The sequence below is a fragment of the Corynebacterium senegalense genome (genome assembly GCF_900411315.1).
Taxonomy (GTDB): Bacteria; Actinomycetota; Actinomycetes; order Mycobacteriales; family Mycobacteriaceae; genus Corynebacterium; species Corynebacterium senegalense.
In genome coordinates, this window is sequence record NZ_LS990887.1 from 932351 (window position 1) to 948354 (window position 16004).

A 16004-nucleotide genomic window follows, 5' to 3' on the forward strand; every position below is an offset into this window, starting at 1 on the left:
GCCCACCACACTTTTCGAGGAAAGACTTTTCATGACTCTCACTCCCCTTCTGTCCCTGACGTCGCCGGCTGTTGTTTTTCAGGGGCAGGGAACCAACTGGCGGGCCGCGCTTTCCGACGCCTCCGCCAGCCCCCTGACCCACGCCCGCCTGGCGGAGCTGCTCGCCGCCGCTCGGGCCCTGACCGGGCCGGTCGCCCGCCCCCTCGCTTCCGCGGTGCCGGGGGTTGTCGAGCGCCTGCGCACAGTGATGGATCCGGACCGGGCCGCGGGCACGGCCGACATCGACGTGTTCCCCGCCGTCAGCGTCCCCGGCATCGTCTTGGCGCAGATCGCGGCCGTGCAGCAGTTGCGCGACGTGGGCCTCGACGTGGACAACTCCACGCTGGCGGGCCACTCCCAGGGCAGCCTCGGCGTGGCCGCTGTGCGCCACCCCGAGCACGCGCTTGCCTTCGCCCTGATCCTCGGCGCCGCCGCATCCACCTCTCACGGTTCCACGGATTCCGCCTCCCGGATGCTCTCGGTGCGGGGTGTGCGCCGGGGGGACGTCGAGAAGCTGGCGGGCGAGCTGATCTCCGTGATCAACGGGCCGCGCCACATTGTGCTGGCCGGCGAACCCCACGAACTCGCGGCCGCCCGGGAGCGCATCGAGGCCGCCGCGGCCGCGTACAACGCGAAGCTTGAGGCGGCGGAGTACGGCGGCTCCGAGATCGTCCCCGTCTTCGACGAGCTGCCTGTCGCCTACCCCTTCCACCGCGCCGGCAACAGCGCCGGGGTCGACATGGCCGCGGACTGGGCGCAGCGCTGCGGCATCGACCTGGGTGAGACCACCCCGCGCGAACTCGCGCAGGCGATCCTCGCTGACGTGCACGACTGGCCCGCGAAGGTGCGCGAGCTGATCGACGCCGGGGCGAGCCACATTCTCAGCCTGGACACGTCCCTGGCCACCATCACCACCAAGCTGACCGCCGGTTCCGGCGTCCCCGTGGTCACCGTCGACACCCCCACCAAGCGCGACGATCTCGCGGTGCCGGGCAAAACGCTCCCGGAGGCCGCCGACTACTCACGCTTCGCCCCGCGCCTCGTGCGCCTGCCGGACGGCAAGACCTACACGCAGACGCGCTTCTCCTCCCTGACCGGGCTTTCGCCGATCATCCTCGGCGGCATGACGCCCACCACCGCCGACGGTGAGATCGTCGCGGCCGCCGCGAACGCCGGCTACTGGACGGAGCTCGCCGGCGGCGGCATGTACTCCGAGGAGGTGTTCAACGAGCACAAGAACACCCTGGTCGAGCACCTCGAGCCGGGCCGCACCGCCCAGTTCAACACCATGTTCTTCGACCGCTTCCTGTGGAACATGCACTTCGGCCAGACCCGCATGGTGCCCAAGGCGCGCGCGGCCGGAGCCCCGTTCAACGGCGTGTGCATCTCCGCCGGCATCCCGGAGGTCGACGAGGCCACCGAGCTGCTGGCCACCCTGCGCGCCGACGGCTTCCCCTACATCGCCTTCAAACCGGGCACAGCCAAGCAGATCCGCGACGCGCTGAAGATCGCCGCGGCGAACCCGGAGGTGCCGGTGATCCTCATGGTCGAGGACGGCCACGCCGGCGGACACCACTCCTGGGTGGACCTCGATGACCTGCTGATCGACACCTACGGCGGGGTGCGCGAGCACGGCAACGCCATCCTCACCGTCGGCGGCGGCGTCTACTCCCCGGAGCGCGCGTCCGAGCTCATCACGGGCGACTGGGCCACCCGCTGGGATCTTCCGCTCATGCCCGTCGACGCCGTGTTCATCGGCACCGTCGCCATGGCCACCAGGGAGGCCAAGGCCACTGACTCGGTCAAGGACCTGCTGGTCAACACCGCGGGACTGAAGCCGGAGGACAACGGCGGCTGGGTCTCCCGCGGCACGGGCCGAAACGGAGTCGCTTCTTCGCAGAGCCACCTCTTGGCCGACATCCACGACCTGGACAACTCCTTTGCCAAAGCTTCGCGCCTGATCACCAACATGGCGCTGGAGGAGTACGACAAGCGCCGCGACGAGATCATCGAAGCCCTGTCCAAGACCTCGAAGCCCTACTTCGGCGAGGTCGAGGAGATGACCTACGCGCAGTGGGTGGAGCGCTTCGTGGAGCTCGGCTACCCCTTCGTCGACGCCTCCTGGGACGCGCGCTTTGTGTCGCTGCTGCACCGCATCGAGGCGCGCCTGAACGAGGTGGACCACGGCGAGATCGAAACGCTCTTCCCCGAAGGCGACGTGATTGATCCGCGCGAGGCCGTCGCGAAGCTTCTCAGCGCCTACCCCGCCGCGCGCGAGATCACCGTCTCCCCGCGCGACGCCGCGTGGTGGATCGGCCTGCACCACGCCTACCCGAAGCCGATGCCGTGGGTGCCGGCGATCGACGGCGACCTGAAGACGTGGTTCGGCAAGGACACGCTGTGGCAAGCTCAGGACCCCCGTTACACGGCCGACCAGGTGCGCATCATCCCGGGCCCGGTCGCGGTCGCCGGCATCACGAAGAAAAACGAGCCGGTCGCCGATCTTCTCGCACGCTTCGAGGCCGCGGCGACGCGCTCGCTTCTCGACGCCGGGTCCACCCCCCGGGACGTTGTCGCGCGCCTGGGCGACGCCGCGAGTGTCGAGGAGTACCTGCGCGCCGCCCCGACGATGGTGTGGCACGGCCACCTGATGGAAAACCCGGCCCACACAATGGATCCGGACGCTTTCGACATCATCGAGGAAGGCGGCGAGTGGGCCATCCGCATCAACACCGACTCCTACTGGGACGACCTGCCCGAGGACCAGCGCCCGTTCTACGTGCGCGACGTGATGATCCCGATTGACCTGCCGGAGGGCGTCGCCACCGGCGGTTCCCCGGTCGTGTCCGACGAGCGCCTGCCCGCAGCCGTCTTCGACCTGCTAGCCGGCCTCGCGGGCGTGGGCTCGACCTCCGAGGCGGGCGACGAGATCACCGAGATGCCGGCGATCATCGAGGGCTCCCGGGCCGAGGACGCGCCGTTCGGCGTGGCGAAATCCTCCTTCACCTTCCCCGCCTCGCTTCTCGCCGCGCACACCGCCGTGACCGGCGCCGCGCTCGGCGCGGACGTGAAGGCGGGCACCCCGGACGTGCTGGTCGGCCCCTGCTGGCCCGCCATCTACACCGCGCTCGGCTCCGGCCAGCTCGCCGACGGCTTCCCCGTCATCGAGGGCCTGCTCAACGCCGTGCACCTCGACCACGTGATCAACCTGCGTGCCGACCTGCACGAACTCGCCGACGGCCGCACCATCGACGTGACCTCCCACTGCTCCTCCATCGAGGAATCCGTCTCCGGGCGCATCGTCACCGTCGAGCTGGAGCTGGCCTCCGACGGCAAGGTCGTGGCCACCCAGATGCACCGCTTCGCCATCCGCGGCCGCGCCACCGTAGCCACCCCGCCGAGCTCGGCCCCCTCCTACGGCGGAGCACCCGTCGAGGTGGAGGCCACCCCGCGCTCTTTCGTCGACCGCGCCGTGGTCACCGCCCCGCGGGACATGACCCCGTTCGCGCTGGTCTCGGGCGACTACAACCCGATCCACTCCTCCTACAACGCCTCCGGGCTGGTGGGGTTGGAGGCCCCGCTGGTTCACGGCATGTGGCTCTCCGCCACCGCCCAGCACCTCGCCGGGCGCCACGGCGCGGTGACGGGCTGGACCTACTCCATGTACGGCATGGTCCAGCTGGGCGACGAAGTGGAGATCACCGTCGAGCGCGTCGGGCGCGCCGGCATCCGCCCGGCGCTCGAGGTGACCTGCCGCATCGGCGGCGACGTGGTCTCCCGCGGCCAGGCGCTGCTCGCCCAGCCCGCCACCGCCTACGTCTACCCGGGCCAGGGTGTGCAGGCGGAGGGCATGGGCAAGGGCGACCGCGACGCCTGCCCCGCCGCCCGCGAGATCTGGCGCCGCGCCGACCGTCACACCAGGGCCAACCTGGGCTTTTCCATCCAGCGCATTATCGACGAGAACCCCACCGCGATGACCGTGCGCGGCACCGAGTTCAAGCACCCGAAGGGTGTGCTGCACCTGACGCAGTTCACTCAAGTCGCGCTCGCCGTGGTCGCCTACGCCCAGACCGAGCGGCTGCGGGTGGACAACGCCCTGGCGGACGGTGCCATGTTCGCCGGCCACTCCCTCGGCGAGTACACCGCCCTGGCGTCGCTGGCGAACATCTTCGATCTCGAGGCCGTCATCGACATCGTCTACTCCCGCGGTTCCGCCATGGGCTCACTCGTCCCGCGCGACGCCGAGGGCAACTCCGACTACGGGATGGGCGCGCTGCGCCCGAACATGATCGGCGTGGGCCCCGACGAGGTCGAGGACTACGTGGCGCGCGTGGCCGAGGAATCCGGCGAGTTTCTGGAGATCGTCAACTACAACATCTCCGGTCAGCAGTACTCCGTCGCCGGCACCAAGAAGGGCCTGGCCGCGCTGTCGCAGGCCGCGAGTTCGGTCCGCGAGCGCGCCTACGTCACCGTGCCCGGCATCGACGTGCCCTTCCACTCCCGCGTGCTGCGCGACGGCGTGCCGGCTTTCGCCGAGAAGCTCGACGAGCTGCTTCCCGCCGAGATCGACGCGAACATCCTGGTCGGCCGCTACGTGCCGAACCTGGTGGCCCGCCCCTTCGAGCTGACCCAGGACTTCATTGACTCCGTCTGCGCGGAGGTCCCCTCCGAGCGCCTCGCAGGCGCCACCCCCGCCACCCCGGGGATTGCGCGCACCCTGCTGATCGAGTTGCTGGCCTGGCAGTTCGCTTCCCCGGTCCGCTGGATTGAAACCCAGGACCTGCTCATCCGGAGTGTCGAGCAGATCATCGAGGTCGGCCTGGCCGCGTCGCCGACGCTGACCAACCTGGCCAAGCGCGAGATGGACGTCGTCGGGCGCCGCATCCCGGTGCTCAACGTGGAGGCCGAGCAGGACCGCGTCATGCTGGCCGACGCCGTGGCCGCTCCCGAGCCGGAGGTCGAGGCCGAGCCGGAGGACACCACCTCCGCGCCTGCCGAGGCCCCGGCGGCTGCGGCGCCGGCGCCGGTTGCCGAGGCTCCCGCCGTTGAGGCAGCGCCCGCGCCGGCTGCCGCGCCCGGCGGCTCCCCGGCGGCGCATCTGCCCTTCAACGCCTCTGAGGCGATCATGGTCCTGTTCGCATTCCAGAACAAGGTCCGCCTGGACCAGATCAACGACAGCGACAACATCGAGGAGCTCACCGGCGGCGTGTCCTCGCGCCGCAACCAGCTGCTCATGGACATGTCGGCGGAGCTGGGCGTGCCTTCCATCGACGGCGCCGCCGAGGCCGACGTGGCCACCCTGCGCGAGCGGGTCAACCAGGCCGCGCCGGGGTACTCCCCCTTCGGCTCCGTCCTCACCGAGGCGATCACCGCGCGCCTGCGCCAGCTGCTCGGCGCCGCCGGGCTCAAGCCCGCCTTCGTCGGCGAGACCGTCACCGGCGCGTGGGGGCTGCCCGCCACCTGGACCCCGCACGTCGAAGCGGAGATCCTGTTGGGCACCCGCGCCGAGGAATCGGTGCGCGGCGGCAGCCTGAACACGCTGCCGGACGTCGCCTCCAAGGCCGACGCGGCAGCGCTTGTCGACGCCGCCGTGCAAGCCGTCGCCGCACGTCACGGGCACAGCGTCAGCCGGGCCTCCGCGAACACCGCCGCCGGCGGCGGGGTCGTTGACTCTGCGGCGCTCGACGCGTACAAGGAGGAGGTCACCGACGCGCTCGTCTCCACCGCGCGCACCCTGCTTTCCAAGCTGGGCGTCGAGGAGGAGCGCACCGAGGTCGAGGCGCCGGACACCACGATCGTCGACACGATCGAGGCCGAGCTCGGGTCTGGCTGGGTGCAGCAGGTCACCCCGGTTTTCGACGCGCGCAAGGCAGTGCTTTTCGACGACCGCTGGGCCCAGGCCCGCGAAGACCTGGCGCGCGTGGCCCTGGGCCAGGCCTCGATCGGCGTCGAACGCTTCGCCGGCACGGGCGCCACGGTGGCCGCGCAGGCCGAGTGGTACGCGGACAACGGCTACGCCGGCCCGCTGGCGGAGATCGCCCTCGCGGCGCGGGAGACGCCAGAGCTGGAGTTCGCGGGTGACGTCGCCCTGGTCACCGGCGCGGCCCCCGGCTCCATCGCAACCGCACTGGTGGAGCGGCTGCTCGCCGACGGCGCGACGGTAGTCATGACGGCCTCGCGCGTGAGCCAGGCGCGCAAGGAGTTCGCCCGCGAGCTCTACCGCGACCACGCTTCCGCGGGCGCGGCACTGTGGCTGGTGCCCGCCAACCTGTCCAGCTACCGCGACATCGACGCGCTCATCGGCTGGATCGGTGCCGAGCAGCGCGAGACCGTGGGCAACGAGGTACGCGTGGTCAAGCCGGCGCTGACCCCGACGCTCGCCTTCCCCTTCGCCGCGCCCGGCGTGTCCGGCTCGCTGGCGGAGGTCGGCGGCAACGCCGAGACCCAGACCCGCCTGCTGCTGTGGTCCGTGGAGCGCACCATCGCCGGGCTGTCCGAGCTGGCCCAGGCGTCCGACGACTTCCCCGCCACCCGCACGCACGTCGTGCTGCCGGGCTCGCCGAACCGCGGCACCTTCGGCGGCGACGGCGCCTACGGCGAGGTCAAGGCGGCCTTCGATGCGATCGTGAACAAGTGGTCCGCCGAGACCGGCTGGCCCGAGGGCGTCACGCTCGCCCAGGCCCGCATCGGCTGGGTCGCCGGCACCGCGCTCATGGGCGGCAACGACGCGCTCATCCCGGCGGCGCGCGAGGCGGGCATCCGCGTGTGGAGCCCGGAGGAGATCTCCGCCGAGCTCATGGGGCTGGCCAGCGCCGAGTCGCGCGCGCGGGCGGCCGAGGCGCCGCTCGACCTGGACCTGACCGGGGGCCTGGACGAGGCCGGGGTCTCCATCGCGGAGCTGGCCCGTAACGCCGCTGTGCACGAGGCGGCGGGAGGGGCGTCTACAAGCGAAGGCTCGATCAAGGCCCTGCCGAACGTGGCGAACCCCGCCCAGCCCGAGGGCGTGGCCGTCGGCGAGGTGAGCTGCGGGCTCGATGACATGATCGTGATCGTCGGCGTCGGCGAGGTCTCCTCCTGGGGCTCGGGGCGCACCCGCCGCGAGGCCGAGTACGGCATGCGCCGCGACGGCTCCGTCGAGCTGACCGCCGCCGGGGTGCTGGAGCTGGCGTGGATGACCGGGTTGGTGCGCTGGGCCGAGGACCCGACCCCCGGCTGGTACGATGCGTCGGGCGCGGAGGTCGACGAGGCCGACATCTACGAGCGCTTCCGCGACGAGGTGGTCGCCCGCGCCGGCGTGCGCGAGCTGACGGACAAGTACTTCCTCACCGACAAGGGCTCGATCGACCTGGCCGAGGTCTTCCTCGACCGCGACGTCACCTTCACCGTGGAGAGCGAGGCGGCTGCCCGCGAGATCGCCGAGGCCGACCCCGCGAAGACGCGCGTGGAGCGTGTCGACGGCGAATGGACCGTCACCCGGCTCGCCGGAGCGAGCGCGCGGGTGCCCCGCAAGGCCACGCTCACGCGCACCGTCGCCGGCCAGATGCCCGACGACTTCGACCCCGCTGCCTGGGGAATCCCGGCGCAGATGGTGGACAACCTCGACCGCATCGCCGTGTGGAACCTGGTCACGGCCGTCGACGCTTTTGTCACCGCCGGCTTCACCCCCGCCGAGCTCATGCAGGCCGTCCACCCCGTCGACGTCGCCTCCACCCAGGGCACCGGCATCGGCGGCATGGAGTCGCTGCACAAGGTCTTCGTCTCGCGCCTGCTGGGCGAGGAGCGCCAGACCGACATCCTGCAGGAGGCGTTGCCGAACGTGGTGGCGGCGCACACGATGCAGTCGCTCGTGGGCGGCTACGGCTCGATGATCCACCCGGTGGGGGCGTGCGCCACCGCCGCGGTGTCCATCGAGGAGGCCGTGGACAAGATCGCCGTGGGCAAGGCGGACTTCGTCGTCGCCGGCGGTATCGACGACGTCCAGGTCGAGTCGTTGGAGGGCTTCGGCCAGATGAACGCCACCGCGGAGACCGCCGCGATGCGCGCCAAGGGCATCTCCGACCGCTTCATCTCGCGGGCCAACGACCGCCGCCGCGGCGGCTTCCTCGAGGCCGAGGGCGGTGGCACCGTGCTGATCGCGCGCGGCTCGGTGGCGGCTCACCTCGGGCTGCCGGTGCGCGCGGTGATCGCCTACGCCTCCTCCTTCGGCGACGGCGCGCACACCTCCATCCCGGCGCCCGGCCTGGGCGTGCTCGGTGCCGCGCGCGGGGGCACGGAGTCCCGCCTGGCGCGCTCGCTGGCCTCGCTCGGCTTGACGGCTGACGACGTCACCGTGCTGTCCAAGCACGACACCTCCACCAACGCCAACGACCCGAACGAGTCCGAGCTGCACTCGCTGCTCTGGCCCGCCATTGGCCGCGACGAGCGGGCGCCGATGTACGTCATCTCGCAGAAGACGCTCACCGGCCACGCCAAGGCTGGCGCCGCGCTCTTCCAGGTCGGCGGGCTTATCGACGTCCTTTCCACCGGCCTCATCCCCGCCAACGCCTCCCTCGACTGCGTGGATCCCCTGGTGGGCGCCAAGGCCTCCAACCTGGTGTGGCTGCGCTCCCCGCTGGCGCTGGGCGCCGGCGCGGTGAAAGCCGCGGCGCTGACCTCCCTCGGCTTCGGCCACGTCGGCGCGCTGGTGGTCCTCGCCCACCCGGGCGTGTTCGAGGCAGCGCTGGCGGCCTCGGGTGGTTCGGTTTCCGGGTGGCGCTCGCGGGCCACCGCCCGGCTGCGGGCCGGCGCCGGCTGGCTCGAGGCCGGCATGACCAGGCGGCGCGACCTGTTCACGCAGGTGGAGAACCGCCGTTTCGCCCCGGGCGACGTTCACGACGGCGAGATCGCGCTGCTTTTGGATGCGGACGCGCGGCTCGGGGCCGACGGGATGTACCCGCGGTCGGGCTCCGTGGTGTAGGTGTCGGGCTCCGCGCTTTAGGTGAAGAACTGAAGGGTAAGAATCGCCGGTTTCGCCGGATTTCGGTGGATTCTTGCCCTTTTGTTCTTGCCCTGGGGGGTGGGGGGCTGCGGGCCGCCGGTTTCGCTCCTAAGATTCTGGCGAGTGAGGGAACATGGGGAAATCGGAGGGACGCCGTTCTGGACCTTTTTCGTGGCCTGTATTTCGGTGCCGCTTGCCGCGACGTACCTGGTGGCGCTCGCCGTAGACTCCCCGACGCAACGCCTAGCCGTGCTCGCAGCGGGCACGGCAGCTATCGGCCCCATCGGTGCGGCTCTGGGGGCGTGGGCGGGTGTGTCGCGGACGATGAAGGGGAACCGTCAGCAGGATTTGTTGAAGGAATGGCACTCAGAGCTCCGCTGGGCCACCGAGTTGTGCGCATCGGGCGATCCAGCGAAGGTGCCCATCGGGGTCGCGGTACTCGATGCTCTTGATGATCTACCTTTCCTGGGGGACAATGAGAATCTGTTGATCGATGCCGTCATCGAAGAAGTCACCCAGAACTTTGACCAATGAGAGGAGCGTCGCCGTGAAGAAGACCGCGCCCCGCGATGTCTACGTCCCGAAAACCGATGTCCCTCCCACCCGCGGCCAGATCGCCGCGGCAAAGCTCATCATGAAGCGCGACCACGAAGGTAAGGGGCGGGTGACGATCACCCCGAAGATCCGCTACCTCGCGTCATACGAGGGGTAGAACGCCTCGCGGGGAGATTCCGAATCGGAATCACCCCGTACGGATGCCCCTGCGGAAGGCTATGACCTCTACACCGTCGCGGCACCCAGCTTCACGAAGGTGAAGCCCGCCCCCCGCAACTGGGAGATCGCCGCCCGGACGCCCTCGGCGGTGCCGCGCCCCGGCTGGTTCATGTGCATGATCACAATCGAACCCGGCGCGCTGTGCACCAGGTTGCTCGCCACCACAGGGCCGGGCACCGTCGCCCCCGCGTCGCCGTTGACGGCGAAACCGGCGAGGCTGACGCCGAGGTCCCCGGCGATGCGGACCGCGACGTCGTCGCAGAACGCGGTGCCCGGGCGGAACCAGTTCGACTCCACCCCCAGGAACCCGCGCAGGAAACGGCGGTTGGCCTCGATCTCCTCCACGAGCTCAGCGACAGTGGCCGTGCCCGCGATTCCGTAGGCCGAGCGGCCGTTCACCGATAGCGGCTTGTGCAGCGTCCCGTGGTTCTCGATCTGAAACAGCGGGTTGTCCGCGATCTGCCGCGCCCTGTCCGGGTTGGCGTCGATCCAGCGCTTGTTCCAGAACAGAGTCGCCGGCACCGCCAGCTCCTGGAGGGTGGCGAGGAGGGGGTCGTCGACAAGCGAGCCTTGCGGCCCGCCGCAGGCGTCGAAGGTGGGGGCGATCGTTTTCGGCTTCGGATCAACCGTCCGCACGATTCCCGGCAGGTCCAGCCCCCAGTCACGGGCCCCGCGTTGTGGTAGCGCTTCACGACGTCCGCGGGCCGCAACTCCCGCGCACTTGTCTCGGGCACCGAACACGGCGCCACGCTCCACGCGGCACCGATCAACGGCAGCGCCACCCCTGCACGAAGCAGGTCGCGGCGGCTCAGGGAGCGGGGCGTGCGGGCTCCCTTGCCGTCCGCTCCGACGGCACCGTCTCGGCGAGGCGCAGAGGAAAAGTCCACGGCCGTTGATCTTATGGGGCGGGGTGGCGGTGCGCTCGGCGAGGCGTTGGTGCCGGGGCGCGTTTGAGCGCGGTTTCGGATGGGCCGCCCGCGGGTTCTCCTTTCCCGATAGCATGAGGCCTCCGGGTTTTTACGTGTGAGGAGATCTCATGAAGGGCAATGTCGTCGACATCTACAAGGCGTTCGACGGTTCCGATAAGAAGCTGGTCATCCCCGTCTACCAGCGCAATTACGACTGGACGACGAAGCAGTGCGAACGGCTCTTCAACGACATCGAGGAGATGCTTGCCTCCCGCCGTCACAAGCACTTCTTCGGAGCCGTCGTTGGCAACCCCGAGGACTCCTTCACGTGGGTGGTCATCGACGGGCAACAGCGTATGACCACCGTGAGCCTGCTGATGCTCGCGCTTGTCCACGCCATCGAGGCCGGCGAAGTGGACGACCCCTCGGGCGATCTCGGACGCAAGCTCATGACCAACTACCTCCAGCTCGGAGGGGTTGACGAACAGAAGTTCAAGCTCAAGCCGATCAAGGATGACAGCGCTTCCTACGCCAAGCTTTTCGGGCCCGCGGAGTTCTTTAACGAGAAGTCCAAGCTCACCGCCAACTACCGCTACTTCCGGGAACGCCTCCGGGCCACGCCATACACTGCCGCGCAGCTCTGGGACCAGGGGATCTCCCGTCTCGAGGTCATGCACCTCGACCTAGAGGCGCACGACGACCCCCAACGGATCTTCGAGTCCCTCAACTCCACAGGCCTGGCCTTGAAGGAGGCGGACAAGATCCGCAATTACGTCCTCATGGGGCTGCCCCACCGCGAGCAGACAAGGGTCTATGAGAAGTACTGGAACGAGATGGAGAAGAATGTCGGCTTCCACACCGACAACTTCATCCGCTGGTACATCACGGCCCAGACCTCCAAGACCCCGAAAGAGGCGGATGTGTTCGAGGCGTTCAAGGCTTTTGTAGAAAAGTCGCCCCGCAGCGCCGTCGAGGTCGTCGAAGACATGCACCGCTTCTCGACGTTCGCCCGCGCGCTTTCCCAGGCCGAAACCGACTATCCGGAGATCAACCGCAGGCTGCGGACAGCCAATGCGGTGCTCGGTGACGTCGTCAAGCCGTTCCTGTGGCTGACCTACCGCGACCTGAAAGACGGAATGATCGACGCTGATGACTTCGGCTCAGCGCTCGCGATCATCGAGAGCTACATCTTCCGCCGTATTGTGGCCTCGGTCGCATCGAGTACGTTGAACAAGACCTTCGCCAACGGTTACTCCGAGATACGCAAACTGCGACGTGCGGATGAACGTTACAGCGACATTCTGGCGTACATCCTGCTCAACCGGGGCCACAGCGGGCGCTTCCCCGGCGACGAGGAGTTTCTCGACGCGTTCCGGACCCGCGACTTCTACCATCTCAAGGCGAGCTACCGGCCCTACTTCTTCCAAATGCTCGAGCGCGGCCAGTCCAAGGATGTCGCCGACATCGCCTCCTACATCGCAGCCGGGGAGCTAACCATCGAGCACATCATGCCGCAGACGCTGAGCAACACCTGGCGCGAAGCGCTCGGGCCGGATGCCGAAGCGATTCACTCGACCTGGCTCAACCGGGCCGCGAACCTCACCGTCACGGGATACAACTCCACGTATTCCAACTCGCCCTTCTCCAGGAAGCTCACGATGAAAGGCGGGTTCCTCGAATCCCCATATTCGCTCAACGATTACGTGAAGACCCAGACCGAGTGGGGCCTCCACCAAATGGAGGAGCGTTCTGAGGCACTGGCACGGCGAGCCGCCGACCTGTGGCCGCTCCCGGAGACGACCTTCCAACCCGTCCGCGACGTCCATCAACCTGAACAGCTCGGGGAGGAGAGGTCCTTTAGTGGTTCAGAGGTTGTCGCCGTCGAACTCGAAGGCGCGAAAACGGCGGTCCAATCGTGGGCAGAAGCCGTCGTGGTCGTGCTGCGCATCCTCCTCGAACTCGATCGGGTCGGGGTCCTTGCTGCGGCCGCCGACGAACCGCTTCTCATTACCGAGAATGTGGCTGCAACAACCACGCCTACCGGCAGAGACCGCACCATCGATCCCGCTCTCGGTGTACGTCTCAGCACCAACACAACGCAGAAGGTCGGCCTGATCCGGCGAGTATGCGCCACGATCGGATACGACACCGACGACATCCTTTTCTACCTTCGGGGCCACACTGTGCCCGCTGCTCAGACAGAGGAAATCGCCGAGGATCCGGTGGCCAGCCCCTACGATTCAATCGTCGCGCTCATTCCTCTTGTCGAGGAGGTCGAAGGCAGCAGCGTCGATCTACCCGAAACGGAAGAGCTTCGGGCGTCGCTCGTCGACGCGCTCGCGCCGCACCTGCCCGAAAACCCGTTGGAGGCGCTCGGAGGTCACGACCTCGCCACTTTCCTCTCGCATCACCCAGTCGATTCTCTGACCACGGAAGAAGCGCTTGCCTGCTTGGCCGTTTACGACGGACAAGCCCGCTTCATGGGTGCGACCGTTTGGCACTCGGCGCTCGTGGACGGCCGGGTCGGTGCCCTGCTGCGCCGCCTCCGCCGTGCCGCGGCCTCCGCCCCGGGGGCGTAGCTGGCGGCTTCCTCGAGCCGCCGCGCTACTTCGCCCCCAGCACGGCCTGGCTGATCAGCATGTCGATGCGGCGCACGTCGAGGTCACGGCCGACTTTGATCTTGACCTTGCCGGCGCGGGTCCACAGCTCGATCTCCGCGTTGAAGTCGAGCGTGCCCGCGTTCTCGGTGGACCACATGTTGATGGCCGAGTACGGCAGCGAATAGACCTCCACCTTTTTGCCGCGGATGCCCTGCGCGTCGCGGACGATGAGACGGTGGGTGGTGAAGATGGCGCTGTCGCGGAAGGTCTTGAAGGCAACGACTGCCTGCTCGCCGGGCACGAGCATGGTGGCGACGTCGTCGGGGATGGGCGTCTCCGCGACGAAGGTCCACTCGGTAATGGCTGCGGTTTCCATGTGTTCTCCTTTTCAGACGGATACTCGAATTAGTACTGTTCGCGGTAGGAGCGCTCCGCGCGCCTCTGGCGCTCGGCTGTCCAATCGCTGCCGGCGATCGCCGACATCGTACGGCGATCGGAGGTGATGACGTCGCTAAGCTTGCGCGCGATGAGATAGACCGTGCCGTCTTCGGCACCCTCCCCAATCAAGCCCTCCGCCAAGCGCTCGAGGTTGCCGAAGACGACGAACCACGTGGCCAGCTGTTCCAGGTCGAAGCTCTCGGCTTCCCGTTCGGTGATGAAGCGGAAGTCGTCGCGGTGGCGCTGCCAGTCGACGCCGAGGAATTCGGTCAGGTGGATGCCGCACCAGATCCCGTTCCACAGCCACCTGGGGTAGGTGGGGAACCCGAGGGCAATTACGCCGTCCCCCTGCTTCTCCGCCTTGTGCCAGGCAGGTGTGTACCCGTCTGCCAGGTTGTCGCGCAGCTTCTCGACGCCCTCGAGCAGCTCACGCGGTTCCAACGTATCCGGGGACCGGTCGAAGATTTCCTGTTGGTCGCGTTCAGACATGTTGCCTCTCCTTAGGTGGTGGTCGCGTTGGGCGGTCAGGCCGTGGCGGCTCCCCGGCTCTGTTTTTCACTGCGTTCAACGTAGAACACGGTCCGGACATGGACCCCGGACCTTTCGAACACGTTTCGAAATCCCAGCTCACAGGCACCGATCGGAATCGGCGACAACTTTTTCGGATAAACCCTTGACATGCCGAACATGTGTGCTATTCTGTACCCATAACCAAGGGGGGTGACATGGACAAGATCGGCAAGATCAACGACCAACTCGCATCGCTTTACGACGACCTATCCAGCCTGTTCTCTAACCCCGATACGCTTACGTTCGCCGACGTGCACCAGCACATGGAGCGCCTCGAGCGCATCGCCAACACTAAGGCCGCCATCGACGCCGCCTTCGCCTATATTTGCGAGCGAGACGATGCTGGCCGCAGCGTCGGCTCGCGCTACCCCACCGCCTACCTGACCGAGAAACTCGGCATCTCCCGGTCCGAGGCATACAGCCGGCTCTCGCGCGGCCGGAAGCTCTACGCACCTCCCGAGCCCGCACCCGATAACCCTGACACCGGTGACCAGCCCGACCGCGACAAGCAGGAGAAGAAGGACCGCCGACGCGCACAAGACCGCGCCGGAGAAATTTCCGCAGAGAAGCAGCGCATCATCGACCGGGAGCTCGAGGCCCTGCTCCCCGGCGCCAGCCCGAACCGGGCGAAGCTGCTCGCCGACGCTCTCGAAGCTGCGGCAGAGAGGAGCCCCGAGGATCTGCGACGTTGGGTGCGCCGCCGCGTCGAGCAAGCGAACGCCCGGGCGCCCAAACCCGACCGCCCCAAAGACCCCCGCGGCCCCTACCGCAACCGGTCCGCACGCATCGGAACCCAGCGCACCGATGGTTCGTGCGACATCACCATCACGGCTCCGGCCGGGGAGGCCGCGCTGATCAAGGCTCTCCTCGACGCAGGCCTGCGCCCGGGGAGCAACCTGCCGGAGGACCAGGCGGACAAGGACTCGCGCACGCCGGCGCAACGCCGCTTCGACCAGCTTGCAGCCATCTTCAACCACTACGAGTCCACCCGCCCCAGCGCGGGGCATGCCGGATCCGCCCAGGGCGCGGCCTCCGTGGTTGTCTCCATCACGCTCGACGACCTCGCGGAAGCCGACTACACCACGCGTTTCTCCACGAACACGGGCATCGACATCAACTGCTACGACCTGCTGCGTCTCGGGCTGTCCGGTTCGGACTTCATCGTCCAGTTCGACAGGGCCACAGGCATGCCGCTTTCCATCGGAAGGACCCGCCTGGCGAACCTGCCCCAGCGCCTCGTCCTCCTCGCCGCCCAGGGCGTCTGCGCGTGGGAGGGCTGCACCACCCCCTTCAGCGAGCTGGAGATCCACCACCTCCTCCCCTACGCGGGCGGAGGGCCGACCGACATCGAGAACCTGATCGGCCTGTGCAGGCAGCACCACCGGTGCAACAACGACAACCGAGACTTCTCCGGTGGGCTCAGGCACGCCCAACCGGACCCGAGAAGCGGGCGCGTCGGAGTCGCTCACCCGGACGGGACGATCCACTTCAACACCACCGACGACGCCGCCCACGCTCCCGGCATGCGGCTGCACCACCGCGCTCCGCGCTACCCGCAACCGGCCGGAGGGGACCCGCCCCTGTTCGCCGTCCCGTCGTAACCCCCTCCACGCGCCGCCTGACGCTGCGCGAACTTCCCGTGCCGTGAAACGCCCACGGCGCCGGGAGCGATACTCCACTCATTCGGAACTGTTTAGC

At 68.5% G+C, this 16004-nt stretch carries 8 protein-coding genes; 5 read left to right on the forward strand and 3 right to left on the reverse strand.

What is annotated here, in order from left to right:
* Window positions 1-31 precede the first annotated feature (31 nt).
* The 3 genes from DYZ02_RS04560 (at window position 32) to DYZ02_RS04570 (ending at window position 9728) form a co-directional block, all read left to right on the forward strand.
* Window positions 32-8995: a type I polyketide synthase gene (locus tag DYZ02_RS04560; RefSeq protein WP_115685181.1), complete on the forward strand. Its 8964-nt coding sequence runs from the start codon at window positions 32-34 to the stop codon at window positions 8993-8995.
* 144 nt (window positions 8996-9139) lie between these two features.
* Window positions 9140-9550, forward strand: a complete 411-nt coding sequence (locus DYZ02_RS04565) for a hypothetical protein (RefSeq protein WP_115685182.1) — start codon at window positions 9140-9142, stop codon at window positions 9548-9550.
* A gap of 13 nt (window positions 9551-9563) precedes the next feature.
* Complete coding sequence (locus DYZ02_RS04570; RefSeq protein WP_115685183.1) at window positions 9564-9728, forward strand: RNA helicase; 165 nt, start codon at window positions 9564-9566, stop codon at window positions 9726-9728.
* A 68-nt stretch (window positions 9729-9796) separates the two neighbouring features.
* Here the strand turns inward: DYZ02_RS04570 and DYZ02_RS11535 are convergent, their stop codons facing one another.
* A complete protein-coding gene (locus DYZ02_RS11535; protein ID WP_245945650.1) occupies window positions 9797-10426 on the reverse strand; it encodes a polysaccharide deacetylase family protein in 630 nt (209 codons plus the stop codon).
* A gap of 400 nt (window positions 10427-10826) precedes the next feature.
* Between DYZ02_RS11535 and DYZ02_RS04580 the strand changes: the two genes are divergently transcribed.
* Window positions 10827-13277 carry a DUF262 domain-containing protein gene (locus tag DYZ02_RS04580; RefSeq protein ID WP_115685185.1) on the forward strand — a complete coding sequence of 817 codons (2451 nt, stop codon included), beginning with the start codon at window positions 10827-10829 and terminating at the stop codon, window positions 13275-13277.
* Window positions 13278-13302: 25 nt separating this feature from the next.
* On the opposite strand, the gene DYZ02_RS04585 is transcribed toward DYZ02_RS04580, so the two are convergent.
* Together DYZ02_RS04585 and DYZ02_RS04590 are read right to left on the reverse strand one after the other, a co-directional pair.
* A complete protein-coding gene (locus DYZ02_RS04585) occupies window positions 13303-13674 on the reverse strand; it encodes a PH domain-containing protein (protein ID WP_115685186.1) in 372 nt (123 codons plus the stop codon).
* A 29-nt stretch (window positions 13675-13703) separates the two neighbouring features.
* Window positions 13704-14225: a hypothetical protein gene (locus tag DYZ02_RS04590; RefSeq protein WP_115685187.1), complete on the reverse strand. Its 522-nt coding sequence runs from the start codon at window positions 14223-14225 to the stop codon at window positions 13704-13706.
* A gap of 236 nt (window positions 14226-14461) precedes the next feature.
* Here DYZ02_RS04590 and DYZ02_RS04595 point away from each other — a divergent pair, with 236 nt between their 5' ends.
* Entirely contained in the window at window positions 14462-15907 is a 1446-nt protein-coding gene (locus DYZ02_RS04595) for an HNH endonuclease signature motif containing protein (protein ID WP_115685188.1), read from the forward strand.
* The last annotated feature ends 97 nt before the right edge of the window (window positions 15908-16004 follow it).

Excerpts from the sequence above, each read along its gene's own strand:
- DYZ02_RS04585 (WP_115685186.1), bottom strand. The coding sequence starts at position 13,674 with ATGGAAACCGCAGCCATTACCGAGTGGACCTTCGTCGCGGAGACGCCC.
- DYZ02_RS04595 (WP_115685188.1), top strand. The coding sequence starts at position 14,462 with ATGGACAAGATCGGCAAGATCAACGACCAACTCGCATCGCTTTACGAC.
- DYZ02_RS04580 (WP_115685185.1), top strand. The coding sequence starts at position 10,827 with ATGAAGGGCAATGTCGTCGACATCTACAAGGCGTTCGACGGTTCCGAT.
- DYZ02_RS04560 (WP_115685181.1), top strand. The coding sequence starts at position 32 with ATGACTCTCACTCCCCTTCTGTCCCTGACGTCGCCGGCTGTTGTTTTT.
- DYZ02_RS04590 (WP_115685187.1), bottom strand. The coding sequence starts at position 14,225 with ATGTCTGAACGCGACCAACAGGAAATCTTCGACCGGTCCCCGGATACG.